The 19,031-nt window shown below is 70.0% G+C and carries 14 protein-coding genes and 1 pseudogene; 8 read left to right on the top strand and 7 right to left on the bottom strand.

What is annotated here, in order from left to right; all coding sequences use genetic code 11:
* Positions 1-178: 178 nt before the first annotated feature.
* Positions 179-799: pseudogene (locus ACWCPM_RS33320) on the bottom strand (sigma-70 family RNA polymerase sigma factor); the annotation flags it as partial.
* A 296-nt stretch (positions 800-1,095) separates the two neighbouring features.
* Here ACWCPM_RS33320 and ACWCPM_RS33315 point away from each other — a divergent pair.
* Both ACWCPM_RS33315 and ACWCPM_RS33310 read left to right on the top strand, forming a co-directional pair.
* A complete protein-coding gene (locus ACWCPM_RS33315; protein WP_450980005.1) occupies positions 1,096-1,620 on the top strand; it encodes a hypothetical protein in 525 nt (174 codons plus the stop codon).
* Positions 1,621-1,676: 56 nt separating this feature from the next.
* Positions 1,677-2,171 carry a MarR family winged helix-turn-helix transcriptional regulator gene (locus ACWCPM_RS33310; protein ID WP_450980004.1) on the top strand — a complete coding sequence of 165 codons (495 nt, stop codon included), beginning with the start codon at positions 1,677-1,679 and terminating at the stop codon, positions 2,169-2,171.
* A 22-nt stretch (positions 2,172-2,193) separates the two neighbouring features.
* On the opposite strand, the gene ACWCPM_RS33305 is transcribed toward ACWCPM_RS33310, so the two are convergent.
* Together ACWCPM_RS33305 and ACWCPM_RS33300 are read right to left on the bottom strand one after the other, a co-directional pair.
* On the bottom strand, positions 2,194-2,538 hold the full coding sequence (locus tag ACWCPM_RS33305; RefSeq protein WP_450980003.1) for a hypothetical protein: 345 nt from the start codon (positions 2,536-2,538) through the stop codon (positions 2,194-2,196).
* A 214-nt stretch (positions 2,539-2,752) separates the two neighbouring features.
* Complete coding sequence (locus ACWCPM_RS33300; protein WP_450980002.1) at positions 2,753-3,496, bottom strand: SDR family oxidoreductase; 744 nt, start codon at positions 3,494-3,496, stop codon at positions 2,753-2,755.
* A gap of 93 nt (positions 3,497-3,589) precedes the next feature.
* On the opposite strand from ACWCPM_RS33300, the gene ACWCPM_RS33295 reads away from it, so the two are divergent.
* Positions 3,590-4,036: a cupin domain-containing protein gene (locus tag ACWCPM_RS33295; protein ID WP_450980001.1), complete on the top strand. Its 447-nt coding sequence runs from the start codon at positions 3,590-3,592 to the stop codon at positions 4,034-4,036.
* A gap of 93 nt (positions 4,037-4,129) precedes the next feature.
* The gene (locus ACWCPM_RS33290; RefSeq protein ID WP_450980000.1) at positions 4,130-4,897 is read left to right on the top strand and encodes a hypothetical protein; all 768 of its coding nucleotides are present in this window, start codon (positions 4,130-4,132) and stop codon (positions 4,895-4,897) included.
* 76 nt (positions 4,898-4,973) lie between these two features.
* Here ACWCPM_RS33290 and ACWCPM_RS33285 read toward each other — a convergent pair whose 3' ends face one another.
* Together ACWCPM_RS33285 and ACWCPM_RS33280 are read right to left on the bottom strand one after the other, a co-directional pair.
* Entirely contained in the window at positions 4,974-7,982 is a 3,009-nt protein-coding gene (locus ACWCPM_RS33285) for a family 16 glycoside hydrolase (RefSeq protein ID WP_450979999.1), read from the bottom strand.
* Positions 7,983-8,258: 276 nt separating this feature from the next.
* Positions 8,259-9,299, bottom strand: coding sequence for a LacI family DNA-binding transcriptional regulator (locus ACWCPM_RS33280; RefSeq protein WP_450980006.1), 1,041 nt, complete (start codon positions 9,297-9,299; stop codon positions 8,259-8,261).
* Between the two features lie 178 nt (positions 9,300-9,477).
* On the opposite strand from ACWCPM_RS33280, the gene ACWCPM_RS33275 reads away from it, so the two are divergent.
* From ACWCPM_RS33275 to ACWCPM_RS33265, 3 genes are read left to right on the top strand one after another with little or no spacing between them, the layout of a single operon-like run.
* Entirely contained in the window at positions 9,478-10,347 is an 870-nt protein-coding gene (locus tag ACWCPM_RS33275) for an ABC transporter permease (protein WP_450979998.1), read from the top strand.
* 29 nt (positions 10,348-10,376) lie between these two features.
* Positions 10,377-11,396, top strand: coding sequence for an ABC transporter substrate-binding protein (locus ACWCPM_RS33270; RefSeq protein WP_450979997.1), 1,020 nt, complete (start codon positions 10,377-10,379; stop codon positions 11,394-11,396).
* Entirely contained in the window at positions 11,393-12,229 is an 837-nt protein-coding gene (locus ACWCPM_RS33265; protein ID WP_450979996.1) for an ABC transporter ATP-binding protein, read from the top strand. The genes ACWCPM_RS33270 and ACWCPM_RS33265 overlap by 4 nt, the downstream gene beginning before the upstream one ends.
* A gap of 89 nt (positions 12,230-12,318) precedes the next feature.
* Here the strand turns inward: ACWCPM_RS33265 and ACWCPM_RS33260 are convergent, their stop codons facing one another.
* Positions 12,319-13,176, bottom strand: coding sequence for a sugar phosphate isomerase/epimerase family protein (locus ACWCPM_RS33260; protein ID WP_450979995.1), 858 nt, complete (start codon positions 13,174-13,176; stop codon positions 12,319-12,321).
* 28 nt (positions 13,177-13,204) lie between these two features.
* The gene (locus tag ACWCPM_RS33255) at positions 13,205-16,678 is read right to left on the bottom strand and encodes a ThuA domain-containing protein (protein ID WP_450979994.1); all 3,474 of its coding nucleotides are present in this window, start codon (positions 16,676-16,678) and stop codon (positions 13,205-13,207) included.
* 724 nt (positions 16,679-17,402) lie between these two features.
* On the opposite strand from ACWCPM_RS33255, the gene ACWCPM_RS33250 reads away from it, so the two are divergent.
* The gene (locus tag ACWCPM_RS33250; RefSeq protein WP_450979993.1) at positions 17,403-18,668 is read left to right on the top strand and encodes a serine hydrolase domain-containing protein; all 1,266 of its coding nucleotides are present in this window, start codon (positions 17,403-17,405) and stop codon (positions 18,666-18,668) included.
* Positions 18,669-19,031 lie beyond the last annotated feature (363 nt).

The raw sequence follows: 19,031 nt of genomic DNA, 5'->3' as shown, positions 1-19,031 counted from the left end.
GAACATCCACGGGGCCCCAACAAAGCAGGACCGCTTTTCACTATATAAAGGGCCCGCCGCGTCGCGGCGGGCACTTCTTCCTGTCTCAGCGAGCCGTCATCCCCGAAAGCGACGACGGCAGGGGTCACGTCTCCAAGGGGAGGGAACCTCACGCACCGCCGTCGCCGGCCGGGCCGCCGGAATCCGGCGAGAGCAGGGCTTCCAGCGTGGCGACGTCCCCCGTCTGCGACGCCGAGACGAATGCTTCCAGGAGCTGTCGGTGATCCTCCATGTCGACGGTCCTGCGTCCGTCGGTGGAGAGGCGCTTGCGGGCCCTGCTCACGATCTTGCGTGCGTTGACGGTGGTGATCTGCAGGATCTCAGCGATCTTCTCGTAGGAGTAGGCGAACGCCTCGCGCAGGACGTAGGCGGCCCGCTCGGTGGGCGTCAGCTTCTCCATCACATGGAGCAGCGCCAGCTCGATGGCCGCCGCGCGCTCGGCTCCGAGCTGCGGGTCGCCGCTCGTGTCGATGGGCTCCGGCAGCCACGGGCCGATGTAGGTCTCGCGCCGCATACGAGCGCACTGTGTCACATTGATGGCCAGCCGGGTGGTCGTGGCGGTCAGAAACGCCACGGGGCTGACCACGACGCTCCGGTCGGTCCTCTGCCAGCGCAGCCACACTTCCTGTAGCACGTCCTCGGCCTCGACCGCGCTGCCCAGTATCCGGTAGGCGATACCGAAAAGGCGGGGGCGGAAGTGCACGAAGACAGAAACGGCCTCCTCCAGGGAACTCTCCTTGAGGGACGTCTCTAGGTCCATCGTCCTGATGTCTCCGTTCCGGGCTGCAGCTCAGCTCGGCTGAACCGTCACATCTGAATGTTTGACCAGGACCGTCCACATTTTGTGACAGCATCTCCGGCTCAGGGCGGTGTGAGACGTATCGCCCCGGGCGCCTCGGGGCGCACCACCGTGTTCCGCGCGTTCGCGGGAAACGTCTGTGATCCGGGGTGCCGGATTGCCTATGATGAAAGTGCCCATTACGGTGCACGGCCGAGAGGCACCGCGGTACGAGTCACCAGGGACGCGACACAATGGGTTGAGAATGAGAGGAACACATGGTCTCCGGCACCCACGCTCCGCGCGCCATCGCGGTCACGGCTGAAAGCCTCCACAAGGACCTGGCCCGCCTGGAACTGCAGAAGCAGGCACTGGAGCGGGAGCTGGCCGCCGTCGTGGCCCACCTCGGCTCCGTCCAGCGCGCACTCGGTGCGATCGAGGCGTTGGTGCGGAACTCGACCGAAGCGGCGCCGGTGTCCGGGCCGCGGTCCGAAGGGCCGATGCGCGGTCAGGACGCGCGGGAGCCCGTCCACCCGGCTCCCTCGACCTCAGCCGTCGTATCCGCCTCCGCCGACATGGATGCCGAGGGTCAGCGGAAGTACGGCCGGCTCACCGAGCAGATCCTCGAGTACTTCGCCACGGTCGGCCAGGCGGACGTGCGGGCCCGCGACGTGGCCGCGGCTCTCGGGCGCGACACCGACAGCGGAAGCATCAACGCGGTCCGCAGCACCCTCGACCGCCTTGTCGGCACCTCCCGTATCCGGCGGAGCGGCCGGGGCCTCTACCGCGCCAAGCGCGCGTAGCCCCCGGTCACACCATGGGAACACGCTTTGACACTGATCCCCACGAGAATGACAGTGTGGATCGCATCCTGAGCGAATGGCAGCTCCAACGGCCCGAGCTCGACGTCTCGTCCAGCGCCGTGATCGCGCGCCTGCTCCGCACGGCTCGGCTGACCGAGGAGCTGATGGAGGAGGAGCTGCGGAGCCAGGACGGCTTGAGCATCGCCAACGCGGGAGACCTCGACGTGCTCCTGGCGCTGCGCCGGACAGGCCCTCCGCATGTGCTGACACCCGGGCAGCTCAGGGGTTCGGTGACCGTGTCCTCCGCTGGACTCAGCGGCCGGCTCAACCGTCTGGAACGTGTCGGCTGGATCGACCGCACCGCTTCGCCCGACGACCGGCGCAGCTCACGGGTCAGCCTGAAGGACGACGTCCTGCCGGAGCTGGACCGCCGGCTCGAGGCGTACTTCGCCTGGGAGCGGGACCTGGTCTCCCTCCTGGAACCCGACGAGCGGGCCGCCGTCGCCGGCCTGCTGCGCAAGGTGCTGGTGGGGCTGGAAACGGCACCTTGAGTCGTCCGCCGGCGGGCGCGGGTCATCCAGAGGCGGCGAGCAGCACCATGCAGCACAGAGTGAGGACCAGCGAGGTGCTGAGCGCCGTCGCGCCGCGCACACCTCGGCGCAGCCGTGCGTATCGCTTCGCATGATGGTCCTCGACCGCTGTGATGTGGTCGGTGAGGTGCTGCGACATCGACCGGCCGACCCAGAGCTGCTCCTGCACGTACCACCACTCGATCTCGGCCTTCTGCTGCTCGTTCAGCCCCGTGACGCGGCCGACGAGGTCGGTCGCGCGGCGGTGCGCGGTACGGCGATACGCCTCCCAGTACAGGTAACCCTCTATGTCGGTCAGGCCGCGCGCGGCCTCATTGCTGGCGTCCACAGGGTCCTCACGGCGAGAAATGGCGGTCGGTGTGCACCGCGCGGGGCGGTGCACCGGAAGGCACGGCGCCACCGGGCAGCGCCACTCGTTGCCCCGGTCCATCGAGCCGGACCCATTCCGCGACACCAGCATATCTCGCTCGCGAGACAAATAGCGGGCGGGGTGTCCCACCGTGTAACCGTTTGACCGCTTCGCGGACCGCGCGGCGGCCGGGCTACCGCTGCTGCGCCTGCATCCAGTCCTCGTAGCTCGTGGCGGCCAGGACGGCGTCCTTCGGCGCCGTCAGCACGTCTCCCTTGACGACGGCGAACATGCCGGCCTGCTCGTCGGTGACCACACGACGGTCGTCGGAATGCGCCCTGAGCGTGATGCGGCCCAGGTCGTCGAGGTTGTAGACCTCCGGGCCCGCGACGTTGCGGATGCCCTGCAGCGGAGGTTCGGACGCGGCCGTGACGACCGCCGCGACCACGTCGGCGGCGGCCATCGGCTGCACCGGGGTGGACGGCAGACGGACGGTGTCGCCCTCGGCCGTCCAGGACAAGATCGCGTCGACGAATTCGTAGAACTGCGTCGCCCGCACGATCGAGTAGGGCGTGGGACCATCCCGGACCACCCGCTCCTGGAGCGTCTTGGCCCGGTAGTAGCCGAGCTCGGGCACCTGGTCCACACCGACGATCGAGACGATCACATGGTGACGCACACCGGCCGAGTCCACCGCGGACACGACGTTGCGCATCGCCGTCTCGAAGAAGTCGATGGACGCGTCGTCGAACGTCGGCGAATTGATCAGGTTCACCACCACATCGGCACCCCGCACGGCCTCGTCCAGGCCCTTGCCGCTGAGGACGTCGACCCCGCTCGACAGTGAGGCGGACACCACCTCGTGGTCGGCCGCTCTCAGCCGTTCCCCCACCTGTGAGCCGATCCGGCCGCTGCCCCCCAGGACGGTGAACTTCATGACCACACCCTTCTGATGGCTGTTCTGTCCAGGGAAATAGTAATCTGTCCCGGTATATCCCACCCGTGCTGCGAGGCACGGACAGGAGGTCGCATGATGCCGAACAACGGACAGGACGCACACTCCCCAGGCAGCCAGGGGCAGCGATCCGAGGCATGGAAGACCGCGGTGACCGTCATCCAGGAAGCGCAACCACCCTCGGTTCCGGACGGCGCACACGTCATGACAGTGCTCGTCGAATTTCCCCCGGGAGACCCCGGCACACCCCCGCACCGCCACTTCGGACCGGCCTTCGGCTATGTGCTGGAGGGCGAGATGCTCTTCGAACTCGAAGGTGAGCCCGAACGGGTGGTCCGGGCCGGAGAGGCCTTCTGGGAGCCCGGTGGAGACGTGATCCACTACCAGGACGGCAACAACCGCACCGACATGCCGAGTCGGTTCGTCGTGACGATGATGTGCCGGCCCGACCAACCCATGCTCGTCCTCGTCGACGAAGAGGAACTGGAGCAGCGCAAGGACAGGCGGGCCCCCCGGCCCTAGCCTCGTACTGAGTACGCCTACTCATGCCTGCCCGCGCGGGGTCCGCGACGATGGGCACCCAGGACATCGGGACGGAAGCACGGGGGCGTGGGCGTGGGCAGGTTTCTGGCAGCGGTGGTGGCGGTCGTGGCGGCAGCCGGGGCACTGGTCCTCGCCCATGCGGCCGGGGCGCCACCGGAGGTGGTGTTCGCGGCCGGGGCGGGCGTCCTGAGTCTTCTGTGGCTGCTGCTCCTGCTCACACTGCCGTGGAACCTGTACTTCCGGGCGCACGCGGTGCTGGCCGAGATCGCGGTGAGTCGTGACAAGGGCATCGAGGTCTCCCCCGCCCGGGACGCCGAAGCCACCCGCATCGCCCGCGCCATGCTGCGGACAGCCGTCGCGGGCCATGTCCTGACCGCGGCGGTCGTCCTGGCGGTCACCTGGGCGACGGGAGGGTTCACCGGCTACTGGTTCGCCGCGTTCTTCCTGCTGAGCACCTTCTTCCGCCCGGCAGGCGCCTATTTCGGGCAGCTCCGGCGCCGGCTGGGGACTCTCCTGAAGGACGTCACCCATCCACGGGACGACGTCGTGGAGCTGCACGGGCGCCTGGAGCGCGCCGAGGCCGGTGCGCGGGTCCTGGAGGAAAAGGCCGAGGAACAGTACCGGTCCCTGGCCGAACTGCGCCGCTCGGTGGACGCGCTGGCGATGAGCACGTACGAACGGGCCGGGGAGGCGGACCGCAGGATCGCCGCGCTGGGCAGGGAGTTCGAGGCCACGGTGAACCGTCTCACCGACAACCAGGAGATCATCGCGGGGGTGAAGGCGTTCCTGCGCCTGCTGCACTCCGCGGACGCGGCGGACAGTGCCCGGACGACCGGCTGACCGGTCCGCACGCGGACGTGTCCGGGGCCGACGGCTCATCCCGCCGGCCCCGGGCCCGCCGAGGGGCGACCGCGCCTCATCCCAGGGGCTGCACCCGGATGTTGCGGAACCGCACCTTGTTGCCGTGGTCCTGCAACCGGATCGCCCCCGCGGCGGGGGTCTCGGGCCGGCCGGCGCCGGTGGGCCCGTCGAGAGCGATGTCGTCGTGCACCTTCTTGCCGTTCCATGTCACCGTCGCCCGGGCGTCGGCGGTCTTGCGGCCGTCGGCGTCGTAGCGGGCCGCGCGGAAGACGATGTCGTAGGTCTGCCAGGTCTCCGGCGCCGTCGCCGCGTTCACGTCGGGTGCTTTCTTCAGGTAGAAGGCACCGGCCTCGTTCGACTCCGGTGTGGTGTCACCGTAGGAGTCGAGGATCTGGAGCTCGTAGCGTTCCTGGAGGTAGATCCCGCTGTTGCCGCGGTCCTGACCGGTCACGTCCGGCGGCAGCAGCGGGACACGGAACTCCACGTGCAGTGCGAAGTCCTGGTAGGCGTCCTTGGTGCGGAGGTCGCCGCAGCACACCTCCATCGACTTCTCGTCCGTCAGCGGCCACGCCGTGCCGCGCCCGTCCGTGTGCTGCCACCGGTCCTGTGAGGCCGCGGTGCCGTCGAAGAGGGCGACCGGGGTGCCGTGCGGATGCACGGTGACGAGGTCGAGGTTGACGTGCCCGGTGTCGCCCGCGTCGTACCGGTAGGCGATCTCGTTGCGGCCCGCGCGCAGGGTCAGGCGTTCCGTCCGGGTGGACCAGGAGTCCCAGTAGCCCGTGGAGGGGAGTTCGGTCTGCCGCACCTTCTTCCCGTTGGCGTACAGGGACAGGGACTTGGTGCCCTGGAAGGGGTGGGGGCCGTTGGAGTAGCGCAGGTTCACGTCGTAGGAGCCCGACTTCGGGACCGTCACGTCGAAGGTCGTGCCGACCTTGCCCTCGGTGGCGTACCGGTCGACGAATCCGCTGCCGGAGTAGCCGGTGTGGTCGGTGTTGATGCCGGCCTTGCCGGTCAGTCGGGCCTCCTCGGCCTCGTACAGGGTCGCGGGCGGGGGCTGCTTGCCGGGGATCTCGTTGAGCGTGTACCAGGCCTCGGTGCTCCACAGCGACTCACCGGACGCCGAGGTGAACGGGCGCGGGGAGCGTACATGCACCACATGACCGGCCTTGAGTCCGTCCAGCCGCAGTCGGACGGTGAGGCCGTCCTCGGACAACGTCGCCGAGCGTACGGCGAGCCGTTCCTCGGCGATCTTCGGGCCGCCGTAGTCGGTGGTCGGTGTGTAGCGCCACTGCTCGGCCCGGTAGTGCTCGGCGAGTCGGGCGGCCGTCTCGGTGGAGACGGGCTGCGTGTAGGTGAGGTCGAAGCCGCCGGGCACGGCGCGCATGGTCTTGACGTCGAAGGTGTCGCCGCCGTTGGGCGTCAGTTTCTGCAGGCCGAACCGGAGCTTGCCCTCCTGGCCCCAGTTGCCGTCGGCGCCCAGACCGCCTACGTAGATCGCGCCGTCGGGCCCGAGGGTGATCCGGTTGACGCCGGCCTCCAGGCCCTGGGTGTAGCGGAAGACGGCGCCCTGGTACTGCCCCTTCACCTTCTCCAGGTAGGCGCGCTGGAGGCCGCCGTAGGTGACGTCGCCGATCAGCATCTGCCCGGCGAACCTGCCCTTGCTCAGATACAGCGGCGTGGAGGGGGAGTTGGCGATCTCGTTCTGCGGCAGCCACAGCACCGGCGCGGTGACGGGTGAGTCCTCGAAGGGACCGGCGGGCTCGGTGTAGTGGTTGAAGAAGCGGTCCTGCTTGATCTGGACCAGCTTCGAGGACGGTAGCCAGCCGCCCTGGTTGTCGGTGGTGAAGAGGCCGCCGTCCGGCCCCCATCCGATTCCGTTCGGGGTGCGTAGGCCACCGGCGACCGGGCTGATCCGGCCGGTCTTCTCGTTCACCTTGTACGTGGTGCCGCGGCCCGGCGCCGGCTGCGGTGTGGTCGTCGCGCCGCCGTAGTCGATGGCGACGGACAGGTTCACGTAGAAGTGGCCGTCGCGGTAGAGCAGGCCGAACGCGAACTCGTGGAAGTTGCCTCCGTAGGGCCACGTGGCGACCGTGCGGTATTCGTCGGTCACGTCGTCGCCGTCGCGGTCGACCAGCCGGGTCAGCTCGTGCTTCTGCGAGACGTACAGGGACCCGTCGACGTACTTGATGCCCATGGGCTCGCGCAGCCCGCTCGCGACCTTCTCGACGGTGACCTTGTCACGGCTGGTGGCGCCGGTGACGTTGTCGAGCAGGTAGACCTCTCCGGCGACGTTGCCGCTGCCGCCCCACGTACTGATGGCGAGCCGTCCGTCGGGCAGCCAGTCCATGCCGGTGACCTGGGGCTCGAATCCGTCGGGGCGCAGGTCGGTGAGGGTGAGGTCGGGGCGCACGGAAGTGAGGGGCAGTCCGTCGCCGGGGGTGTCGCCGCTCGCCTCGCACTCCTTGCGGCCGGGCGCCGTCACGCGCACCACGCCGGCGTCGGTGCTCAGCGCCTCGCCGGGCACCGCGGTGAAGTCACCGGCGCCCGGGGGCTTCCAGGAGAGGTGCAGCCGCTGGCCGCCGTCGCGCTCGAAGTGGTCGATGCGCAGGGGGTGCGCTCCGGCGGTCAGATGGACGGCGCCGTCCTTCGGCTCGGCTCCGTGGAGCCCGTCGTGGTCGATCACCGTCCGGCCGTCGAGCGTCAACCGCGAGCCGTCGTCGCTGGTGAGGCGGAAGACGTACGACCCGTCGCTCGGCGCCACCAGATAGCCGGTGGCCTCCGCGACGAAGCGGTCCTCGATGCCGCCGAAGTCCCCGGCCGTGGACCAGTCGATCGTCGGCATGAGCTTGTCGTGGTTGGGGGTCTGGCCCGGCTTCAGGGTGCACAACTCGCTGAGCGGGGTCTGCACGTCGAACACACGCAGGGTGACCCCGGGCTCCTGCGGCGGGATGTCGGCCGGGGCGGCGACGGCCGCGGGGGCGGCCAGGGCGCCGGTGGCCAGGACGGCCGACGTCAGCAGGGGAACGAGGTGTCTTCGGACGGCGGGGAACAGGCGGTGGCGCATTGGTCCTCCTGGGCTGGGGACCGGACCGTGCCGGATTCCGTTCCGGTCTTCTTCCGTGGCGGAGCCTGCGGTTGCGCCGCAAAGGTAGGAGACTTCCGCTTGTCATGTCCATACTTTGTCATCAGTGTGTTCAAAGTCCGGCGCGACGAGGTGACTTGGAGGACGGGGAATGAGCGGATCCAGCGCTTCCGCGAGGCGGCTCGTGGCCCGCTGCCACGAGCACATCCCTGGGGAACGGACGCGCCGATGGCGCGCCCAGGAGAGTGCGCGCGGTGGTCAACGGGCCCTTCGTCCAGGGGAGTCAGAGGGCGGTGGCGCCGCGCTGGCCCGCAGGACGACCTCGCCCCCGGCCCGCACCACGCGTGAGCGCGGGCCGTTCGGCTCGCGCAGCGCGAGGGCCATGACCTGCTGCCCCATCTCGGTGAGCGGCAGGGCGACGGTGGTCAGGGGCGGGGACAGCTCCCGTACGAGCGGGATGTCGTCGAATCCGGCCAGGGACATGTCCTCGGGGACCCTCACGCCTTGCTCACGGAACGCGGCGAGGGCCCCGACCGCCATCACGTCGGTGAGGGCGAAGACGCAGGTCGGCCGGTCCGGCCGGGCCAGCAGCTCGCGTGCGGCCGCGTATCCGCCGTCGCGGGTGAACGCGCCCTCCACGACGCGCTCCGGGGGCAGCATGACGCCGGCCGTGGCCAGGCCCGCGCGGAAACCCGCCAGCCGGTCGGAGACGGTGGTCAGTTCGGGCGGTCCGCTGAGCACGGCGAACTCCCGGTGACCGAGGTCCAGCAGGGCCCGTGCGAGCGCCGCCGCCCCGGCCCTGTTCTCGGGCAGCACGGCGTCCACCCGCAGACTGCGGTGCCGGCTCACCACCGCGACCCGGCCGCCGGCACGGACGTACGGTTCGAGCTCGGCGGCGAGGGCCCGCTCCCAGGCACGGTCCTGGATGCCCGAGCCGATGAGCAGGATGGCGCGGGCCCGCTGGGCGCGCAGCGTGGAGACGTAGGCGATCTCGCGCTCGGGTTCGCGGAAGGTGCCGGCGAGCATGACGAGGAGGTCCTGCTCGGCGGCGGCGCGCATCACTCCGGCGGCTATCGCGGCGAAGTACGGATCGCCGACGTCGTGACAGATCAGCCCGACCGTGCGGCTGGAGGCACTGGCGAGCGCCTGGGCATGGGCGTTGGGGATGTACCCGAGCAGGTCCGCCGCCGCGCGGACCCTGCGGCGCAGGTCCTCCCGGACCCTCACGGTCCCGTTGAGCACTCTGGAAGCCGTGGCCAGGGAGACGCCGGCCTCGCGCGCCACGACGTCGAGCGTCACATGGACGGGTGTCGCATGCCGTTCTCTCACCGCACCCCCGAAACTTCGGGACGGCCTATTGACCGTGCGCACAGGCAGTCACTAGCGTGGCCACACCTTATCAGAAAGCGCTTTCTGAAAGCGTTATCCAGGCAGACCGTCCCGCAGCTCTTCGCAACCACTCCGTCAACCGGAGGAATTGACCGTGAGCCAGAGCGTCATCGACGCAACGCCCGAGAAGGTGGCGGGAGTTGCCCAGCGGAACAAGCCGGGGGCCGCGGAGCGGATCACCTGGGCCCTGGAGCGAAGCTGGCGCCCCGTGGCGCTGCTGCTGACCTGTTTCGGCGCGTGGTGGGTGATCGCCGCGGCCGAACTGGTCGAGCCCTATCTGGTCCCCTCGCCGGGCGCGACGCTCGACGTCCTGACCGGCCGGACCGGCTACCTCTGGCAACACACCTGGGTGACCACCTACGAGACGCTGCTGGGCTTCCTGATCGCCGTCGCCGTCGGTGTCGCCGCCGCCGTGATCATGGTCTACTCGTCGACGGTCGAGCGGACGCTCTACCCGATCCTGCTCTTCGCCCAGGTCGTCCCCAAGATCGCCGTCGCCCCGCTGTTCGTCGTCTGGCTCGGCTTCGGCATCGCCCCGAAAATTCTGATCGCGGTGCTGATCGCCTTCTTCCCCGTGGTGATCTCGATGGTGACCGGACTCAAGGCGGTCGACCCGGAGATGCTCCAGTTGTCGTCGACGATGGGCGCGAACTCCTGGCAGACCTTCGTCAAGATCCGCTTCCCCGCCTCGCTCCCCCATCTCTTCTCCGGCCTCAAGGTCGCGGTCACCCTCGCCGTCACCGGAGCCGTCGTCGGCGAGTTCGTCGGCGCCAACGAGGGACTCGGCTACGTCATCCTCCAGGCCAACGGCAACCTCGACACCCCGATGCTCTTCGCGGGGCTGCTCGTGATGTCGCTGATCGGCGTGGTCCTGTTCGTCCTTGTCGAGATCGCCGAGAAGTTCCTGCTCCCGTGGCACGCCAGCCGCCGCGACTCCGGTGCCACCACCGCCTACTGACCCCCCACGCCGACCCAGAAGGAACAGCCATGACCGCGCGCAGAGTTCTGATCGGCCTCGTTCCGCTCCTCCTGGTCGCCACGGCCTGCGGTGAGGACGGCTCGGACCAGAGCACCAGTGCGTCGGGCAAGAAGCTCGACAAGGTCACCCTGACCCTCAACTGGTACCCGTACGGCGAGCACGCGCCGTTCTACTACGGCAAGCAGCAGAAGATCTTCGAGAAGCACGGCATCGACCTCACCATCCAGGCGGGACAGGGTTCCCAGAAGACCGTCCAGGCCACCGGCGCCGGCCAGACCGACTTCGGCTGGGCGGACACCCCCGCGGTGCTGTCCGGCGTCGACTCCGGCGTCAAGGTGAAGAGCCTCGGCGTCTTCCTCCAGACCACGCCGTCCTCCGTGCAGTTCTTCGCGTCGCAGGGCATCGAGTCCCCCGCCGACCTCAAGGGCAGGACCATCGCGGGCACGGCGGGCGACGCGCTCTCCAAGACGTTCCCGATCTTCCTGGAGAAGAACGGCCTCGCGGTGTCGGACGTCAAGGTCCAGAACACGGACCCGGCGGGCAAGATCGCCGCGGTGATCTCCGGCAAGACGGACGGACTGCTCGGCTACGCCAGCGACCAGGGCCCCACCATGCAGAACAAGGCCAAGAAGCCCGTCGCGTACCTGCGCTTCTCCGAGCACGGGCTCAACTTCTACTCCAACGGGCTCATCGCCGGTGAACGCTTCCTGACCGAGAGGAAGGACGTCGCCGCCCGGATGGCCGAGGCGGTCAGCGAGTCCTTCGCCGCGGCGGAGAAGTCCCCCGACCCGGCCGTCGCCGCGATGGAGGGCGCCAGCGAGCAACTCCCGCCCGAGGAAGTGCTGTCCGAGCAGTTCAGGACGACCCTGACCCTGCTGCACACCCAGGCGACCGAGGGCAAGGCACCGGGCGTCAACACCGAAGCCGACTGGCAGCAGACAATCGACGTCTTCGCCGAGGCAGGCCTGGTCAAGAACCCCAAGGCCGTCGCGGACTACTGGGACAGCGCCACCGCGACGAAGGGATGACGATGGCGAGAGAGACGACGGTGCGGGAGCCCGCTGTGCGGTTGGACAAGGACGAGCGGCAGCCGGCGGCGGTCGGGCTCTCCGACGTGGCGGTGCGCTTCCGCACGAAGAACCGGGACGTCACCGCGCTGGAGCGGGTCTCCCTCGACGTCGCACCCGGGGAGTTCGTCGCCCTCGTCGGCCCCTCGGGTTGCGGGAAGTCGACCCTGCTCAAACTGGTCGCGGGCCTGCTGGAGCCGTCGGCCGGAGAGGTCAGGCTGGCCGGCGAGCGGGTACGCGGCCCGCGCCACGACATCGGTTACGTCTTCCAGCGCGCGGCCCTTCTGGAGTGGCGGTCGGCCCGGCGCAACATCCTGCTCCAGGCCGAGATGCGCAGGATGCCGTCCGCGACCGCCCGGCGGCGGGCCGACGAGCTGATCGCCATGACCGGCCTCGGCGGCTTCGAGGACGCCTACCCGCACGAGTTGTCCGGCGGGATGCAGCAGCGGGTGGCACTGTGCCGCGCGCTGCTGCACGAGCCGCCGGTGCTGCTGATGGACGAGCCGTTCGGCGCGCTGGACGCGCTGACCCGCGAGCAGATGAACATGGAGCTCAACCGGATCTGGCGGGAGACGGGCACCACCGTGCTGCTCGTCACGCACTCCATCTCCGAGGCCTGCTACCTGGCCGACCGGGTGGTGGTCATGAGCCCCCGGCCGGGCACGATCACGGAGGTCATCGAGGTGGGGCTGCCGGCCGAGCGCGACTACACCGAGACGATGGGGCGCCCGGAGTTCCGGGACGCCACCGGTCGAATCCGCCATCTGCTCGGCGCGGCCTCCGCCGCCGACTGACACGCGGGACGAGCGCGCGGGCCGACGCCACTGAGCCTCGCACCCCTTCGTGGGGTGCGAGGCTCAGGCGTTCCGGCGTGCCGCCGCCGTCAGTACCTCAGACGGGAGAGGTACCGGTGACTGTTCAGCGCCGTGGCGAACGGGTCCGCCGGCGCGTCGTGCTCGACCAGCCACTGCCGTACGCCGCCGCTGTCCGCCGTCCCGAACATCGACGCGAAGTCGAGGACACCGGAACCGACATCGGCGAAGTCGCCGTTCGGGGCCATGTCCTTGACGTGCAGCGCGGGGAAGCGCCGGCGGTGGCGCACGAACAGCGACCGGGGGTCGGCTCCGCCCTTGGCCGCCCAGTACAGGTCGAGCTCGAATCCGACCAGGTGCGGGTCGGTCTCCCTGAGCAGGATCTCGTACAGGTTCTCGCCGTCGACGACCTCGTGGTCCAGGCCGTGGTTGTGGAACAGGAGCGGTCCCAGACCGGCCTCGCGGGCCGCGAGACCCGCCTTGTTGAACTCCCGGGCGGCTTCCCGGAATCCCGCCGGGTTGTGCATGGCGCCGGGCAGGCTCGGTACGACGATCCAGCGGGCGCCGAGGGTGTGGATGTCCTCCAGGGCCTGGGGCAGACCACTGCCGCGGACGATGTCGTACCCGACGTGTTCGAGCACCGCCTTGAGGCGGGTCTCGTCCAGCATGGTCCGGATCGCGGCCGCGCTGTTGCCGTGCCGGCCGCTCACCCCGACCGTCGCGTACCCCATGTCCGCGAGCCGCGCGAGGGTGCCCTTGAAGTCCGTCGCGAGTGGGGTGCGCATGGTGTACAGGTGCATCCCGATGCCGGACGGCGGTATGCGCCGCCGGCACCGGCCCGTCCCGGCGGCCTGGGCGGGTGCGCCCATGCCGGTCGCCGCGGCCGCGCCCAGCGCGGTGGCGAGGAAGGCGCGTCGTGTGCCGTTCATGTCAGCTCCTCTCATGTCCGCTCCTGCCTCAGCTCACGGTGACGCGGGCGAAGGCGCTGGTGGTGTCGCCCTCGTCGTCGGTGACGGTCAGATGCGCCGTGTACGTGCCGGGCCTGGCGTAGCTGTGCGTGGCCGTCGCGCCCTCGGGACCGGTCGGCTTGGTGTTGTCACCGAAGTCCCAGTGGTAGGAGGCGATGGTGCGGCCCGCGAGCGGTTTCACGGTGCTCGTCAGCTGGACGGCGAGGGGCGCGGTGCCCGAGGCCGGAGCCGCCTTGACGGTGACCTTGGTGCCCGGGCGCTTCTCGACGCCACGACCGTTGAAGTGCAGCCAGTCCACGGCGAACAGGTCCGGCTTGTCGGCGGCCCACTGCGAATTGGAGAAGACCACGTACAGCGGGGCGGTGATCCCCGCGAACTTCAGGGACGTCGTCGGCGAGACGACGTTGCCCCAGTCGCCGGTGTCGGGCACGCTCACGCTGCCGAGGAGGGAGCCGGTGGGCGATCCGGAACGGAACTCCACGGTGCCGCCGAGGCCGCCCGAGGCCGCGCCGACCGTCACGGAGTCGATTCCCTTGAGGTGCACGGGATCGAAGCGGATCCAGTCGCCGTCCTCGATCTCGGTCAGCCGCTTGCCGCCGGAGGCGTCCGCGCGGTTCGCCACCACCACGCCGTCGTGGGCGCCGCCGGTGGAGGTGTGGTGCTCCGCCTCACGCAGGGCCGGGCGCAGCGTGAGCGAGGTGGAGCCGGTGAGGGCCGGTGCTCCCGGCGCTCCCTTGTCCTGGTACTGGGCGGTGATGCCGTAGTACAGGTTCTGGCCGGGACCGTGGCTGTCGCCGGCGTCCGTGCGGATCTCGCCCGCGCAGCCGGTGTAGTTGTCCAGCGGATGCAGATGTGAGTCGTGGCCGAGCTGCGACTGGACGACCACCCGCGAGCAGTCGATCCGTCCGTCCTCGCGGTCCTTGACCTTGACCTTGAACGGGATGGTGTCCCCGAAGCTGAACATCCCGCCGTTCGGCGGCCGCTGGATGGTCACCTCGGGCCGCGAGTTGCCGACGGTGATGTCGGTGACGGCGAGACCGCTGAGGTTCCCGGGGGCGGTGACCGTCAGCAGGGCGGTGAAGCGGCCCACGGTCCGGTAGACGTGGGTCGGGTCGGCGAGCGTCGAGTCGGTGGTGCCGTTCCCGTCGAAGTCCCAGGCGTACGTCACCGGGGTGCCGCTCGGCAGGCCCGACCCGGCGCTGGAGAACCGGACCTTCAGCGGCGCCTTCCCGCTGTCCGGCGTGGCCGTCACCTTGGCGTCCGGCAGGCGGTCGTCGCCGACGTGGTCGATGCGGTAGATCCCCGAACCCTCGTTGCTGCCGCCGCGGCCGGTGCCGCTGCCGAGGCCGAAGTCGATGACGTAGAGCGCTCCGTCGGGCCCGAAGTCGGCGTCGAAGGGCTGGTTCCACTTCATGTCGCCGAAGATCCCGTTGATGGAGTGCAGATCACCTGCCTTCACCGGGGCGAAGCGCGGGTCGGTGAACGTCTGGTCCTTCTGCTGGATCGAGAACGCCTTGAACCAGGTGCGGGTGAGCTCGTAGTTGAGCCACTTCCCGTCGAAGTACTCGGGGAACTTGGTGCGGTAGGTGTTGTCCGGGTCGTAGTCGTAGACCGGGCCGCCCATCGGACCGCCGCCGCCGGTGCCCAGTTCGGGGAACTCGGGCGAGGCGGAGTACGCGTACCAGACGGTGGCCGGCTGGGCCGGCGGCAGCTGGGTCAGCCCCGTGTTGTTCGGGGAGTTGTTCACCGGGGCGGAGCAGTCGAACTTCGGACCGGACGTCTTCGTCGTGAAGTCGTAGTCGTTGAACGGGGTGTTGTCGCCGATGCAGTACGGCCAGCCGAAGTTCCCGGGCTCGGTGATGCGCATGTACTCGACCGTCCCCTCCGGCCCGCGGTCCGCCTTGGCCTGACGGGCGTCGGGGCCGTAGTCCGCCACCATCAGCGCACCGCTGTGCGGATCGGTGGTGATGCGGAACGGATTGCGCATGCCCATCGCGTAGACCTCGGGACGTGTCTTCTCCGTACCCGGCGCGAAGAGGTTGCCCTCGGGGACGCGGTAGCTCCCGTCGTCCTGCGGGGTGATGCGCAGGATCTTGCCGCGCAGGTCGTTGGTGTTGCCCGAGGTGCCCTGGGCGTCCCACGCACGGCGTCCCGCGCCCTCGTCGATGGGGGTGAACCCGTCCGAGGCGAAGGGGTCGGTGTTGTCGCCGGTCGCGATGTAGAGGTCGCCGTGCTTGTCGAAGGCGAGCGAACCGGCCATGTGGGAGTTGGCCCTGCCCTCGCCCCGCAGGGTGGGGATCGCGAGGAGTCGCTTCTCCGAGGCGGGGTCGATCGTGTTGCCGGTCACCGTGAACCGCGACAGGTTGATCTGCTTCTCGGTCTTGTCGGAGTTCAGGAGGTACAGCCACTTGTTCTCGGCGAAGCCGGGGTCCAGCGCAAGGCCGAGGAGGCCGTCGGACTGGCTCGTCATCTCCGGGGTGTAGGCGAAGTCCAGGGCGGTGGTGACCTTGAGCGTCTGCTGGTCGATCACCTTGACCTTGCCGGTGCGCTGGACGAAGAACACGCGGCGGTCGGGAGCAACGGCCAGTTCGAAGGGGTCGGCCAGATCGCTGGTGACCAGCGGGGTGCGCTGGAACGCGCTGGTCTTGGTGGCCGTGCAGTCACCGGGCTTGTCGCCCGCGGCCCACTGGATGCCGCCGAGCAGGTGCCGGAGGAACGGCGCCTCGCCGAACGCCGCCTTGTCATGGCCGCCGGCCGTGAACCAGGAGCGCCCGCCGTCGTAGTTCTGGCACCAGGACCACGGATGGTCGACGCCCTCGTCCAGCCCCGTGATGCCGTCGCGGACCTTGATCTGGGCGAGCGTGTGGACCTTGCCGGTGGGGTTGGTGCGCCAGTTGTACCACTCCTCGGAGCGCTCCCAGAGTTCCGGGAGGCCCTTGGTGGAGGGGTGTGCCTGGTCGAGGACCTTGACCCGCCCGGTCTGGACGGCGGGGTGCTTGTCGAAGAGGGCGCCGACGAGGCCCTCGTACCAGGTCCAGTCGCGTTCGCTGGCCGAGGCGGCGTGCAGGCCGACCCAGCCGCCACCGCCGCGGACGTACTTCTGGAGCGCGGCGCGCTGTGCGGCGTCGAGCAGATCGCCCGACTCCGGAGTGGAGTTGGTGTTGTTGAAGACGATCGCCTGGAAGCGCGCGAGGTTCGCGTCGGTGAACGCCGTGGCGTCGTCGGTGGCCTCGACCTCGAAGCCGTTCTCGCTGCCGAGCTTCTTGATGGCCTCGATCCCGGCGGGTATGGAGTCATGGGTGAAGTTGGTGACCTTGGAGAAGACCAGGACCCGGTAGGCCGCCGCTGCTTCGGCCCGTGGGGGCGCGGCCAGGCCGAGTGCCACGACGAGCGCGAGAAGCGCCGTGACGACGGTGGAGGGTAAGAGGATCCTTCGGCTGAGCCGTGGGTGACGACCGGTCATGTGCGCTCCCGGTGGCTGGTGGGCGGACCGTGATCGGGGATCTGGAAAGCGCTTTCTGAATATACGTCGCACAGCGTAGGTTCCGGCTTCACAGGGGGTCAATGGGTCGGATGCGGCCCGTGTGGGACGCCCCGGCCCGGCCGCGTGAGCCTGTCCCGTCCTCTGCCGGGCCGGAGACCGGCCGGCCCGCCCGGAGTCCGGCGGTGAGCGCGCACTCGCGGGAGCGGCACGACGGTCCGCGCCGGGGGCGGGGGCCCGTCCAGCCGGAAACCGACGGCAAGCACGCACTCGCAGGAACGGCGCGGCAGTCCACGCCAGGGGCAGGCGCATCCGGCCGGAGTCCGGCAGTCAGCACGCACTCGCGGGTGCGGCGCGGCGGTCCGCGCCGGGGGCGGGGGCCCGTCCGGCCGGAGAGCCTACCCGTGCGCCGGCCCGTAAGTGCTCGCGGCCGCCGCCCGCCCGGTCGCCCGAGCGGCGGCCGCCGCTCAAGGATCTCCCTGCTCGCCGTCGCGGCAAGCCTCACTGACAGTGCGTCACGTCATCCGCGCGAGGCCCTGGAACGGCCACTCCTCGCCCCTCGCCGAGTGTCCTTCCGTGCCCGCGCCGCGTTTCTGCAACCGGAGGTCGCGTTCAGGCACTCATGTCCCATGCGTGCCCGTGACCGACCACCACGAGCACCGAGCACCTCGCCGAACCAGTCCGAGGAAGAAATCGAGGAATCATCGTGTCACTGTCGCCACGCCGACGTCTGACCCTGGGCGTCACCGTGATCGCAGCCCTCGCCGGGGGATTCGCTCCTCTCACCACCGCGACGGCCGCTCCCGCCGCGCAACGTACCGTCGCCGGAACGCCTGCTCCTCCCGCCCCCGACATGGACGGGGTGGTCGCGGCGCTGAACGCCGCGATGGCCAAGGGCGCGCCGGGCGCCATGGCGCGTTACACCGCCCCGGACGGGGTCAGGAGCCGCGCGGTCGGCGTCCGTGACCGGGTCTCGGGTGCGCCGATGGACATCCACGCCCGGTTCCGGATCGGCAGCGTCAGCAAGACGTTCTCCGCCGTCGTGCTGCTCCAGTTGGCGGAGGAGGGCAGGCTGAGGCTGGACCGTCCGGTCAACCGCTATCTGCCGGGGCTGCTGCCCGACGACCGCATCACGGTCCGTCACCTGCTGACGCACCGCAGCGGCTTGCCCGACTACACGGAGGCCATGTTCGAGCAGACGGTGCCCGGCTTCGAGGCGGTCCGCAACCGCGTCTTCAGCCACCAGGAGCTCCTCGACCTGTCCCTCGCCGCGCCCCCCACCACCGAACCCGGCGCCGCGTACAAGTACTCGAACACCAACTTCGTGGTCGTCGGCATGCTCATCGAGAGCCTGACGGGCCGACCGGTGGCCGACGCCTACCAGCGCCGCATCATCAAGCCGCTGGGACTGCGCCAGACCTCGTACGTGCATCCCGACACGCGTATCAAGGGTCTGCGCGTACGCGGCTACCTGCACCCCGACGAGGCCGGCGCGCCCCTCGTGGACTCCACCGAGCAGACCGTGTCCTGGGCGCAGTCGGCCGGTGCGGTCATCTCCAGCCCGACCGACCTCAACACGTTCACCGGCGCACTCCTTCGCGGCCGGCTGCTGTCCCCGGCCACACTGGAGGCCATGACGACGGTGACGCCGACGGACACGACCGGCACCCGCTTCTACGGGCTCGGCCTGCGCCGCTACGACCTGACCTGCGGCACGAAGGTCTACGGTCACACCGGCACCGTGCAGGGCTACTACACGTACGCCTTCTCGACCCGTGACGGCCGCCGCAGCCTGTCGGCGATGGCGAACACCTCCAACCGCGGCGAGGCCAACACGGCGCTCGGTGCCACGCTGGAGGCCGCGTTCTGCGGGAAGAAGCCGGATTCCACGCCGTCCGCGCGCGGCGCCACCGCGCCCGCACGGGGCGCGGAGTCGCTGCCGGCCGAGCACGACCTGCCCGAGCGGCGCTGACCCTCCCCCGGAGGCGCGCACCCGGGCCGAGGGGGTCAGGCCCTCGCAGGCACCCCCTCGGCCCGCCGAACGGCGGCGGGCCGGTACCACCGCGTCGCGGAGACCTCCGCATGCGCCACTTCACGCCCCGCACCAGCGTGACGAGGTACCCCGTGTGCCCGCCGGGCGGTCCGCGTGACACCAGCCTCGCGCGCGGCTCCTCGATGTGCCGGCTGCGCGAGGACTCGCCGGACGGAGACGAATGCCGGCCCTCCCTGTCACAGGCGGTCGGGCTGCCCTGTCTGAAGTGCGTATCTGGAATCGGACCAGGAGATCGTCATGGAACCGCGTCTGAACTTCTTCGGCAACGCCTTCGCCGGCAAG

This window comes from Streptomyces sp. NPDC002309 (assembly GCF_053593375.1).
This window is presented reverse-complemented; position numbering and strand designations above follow the sequence as displayed.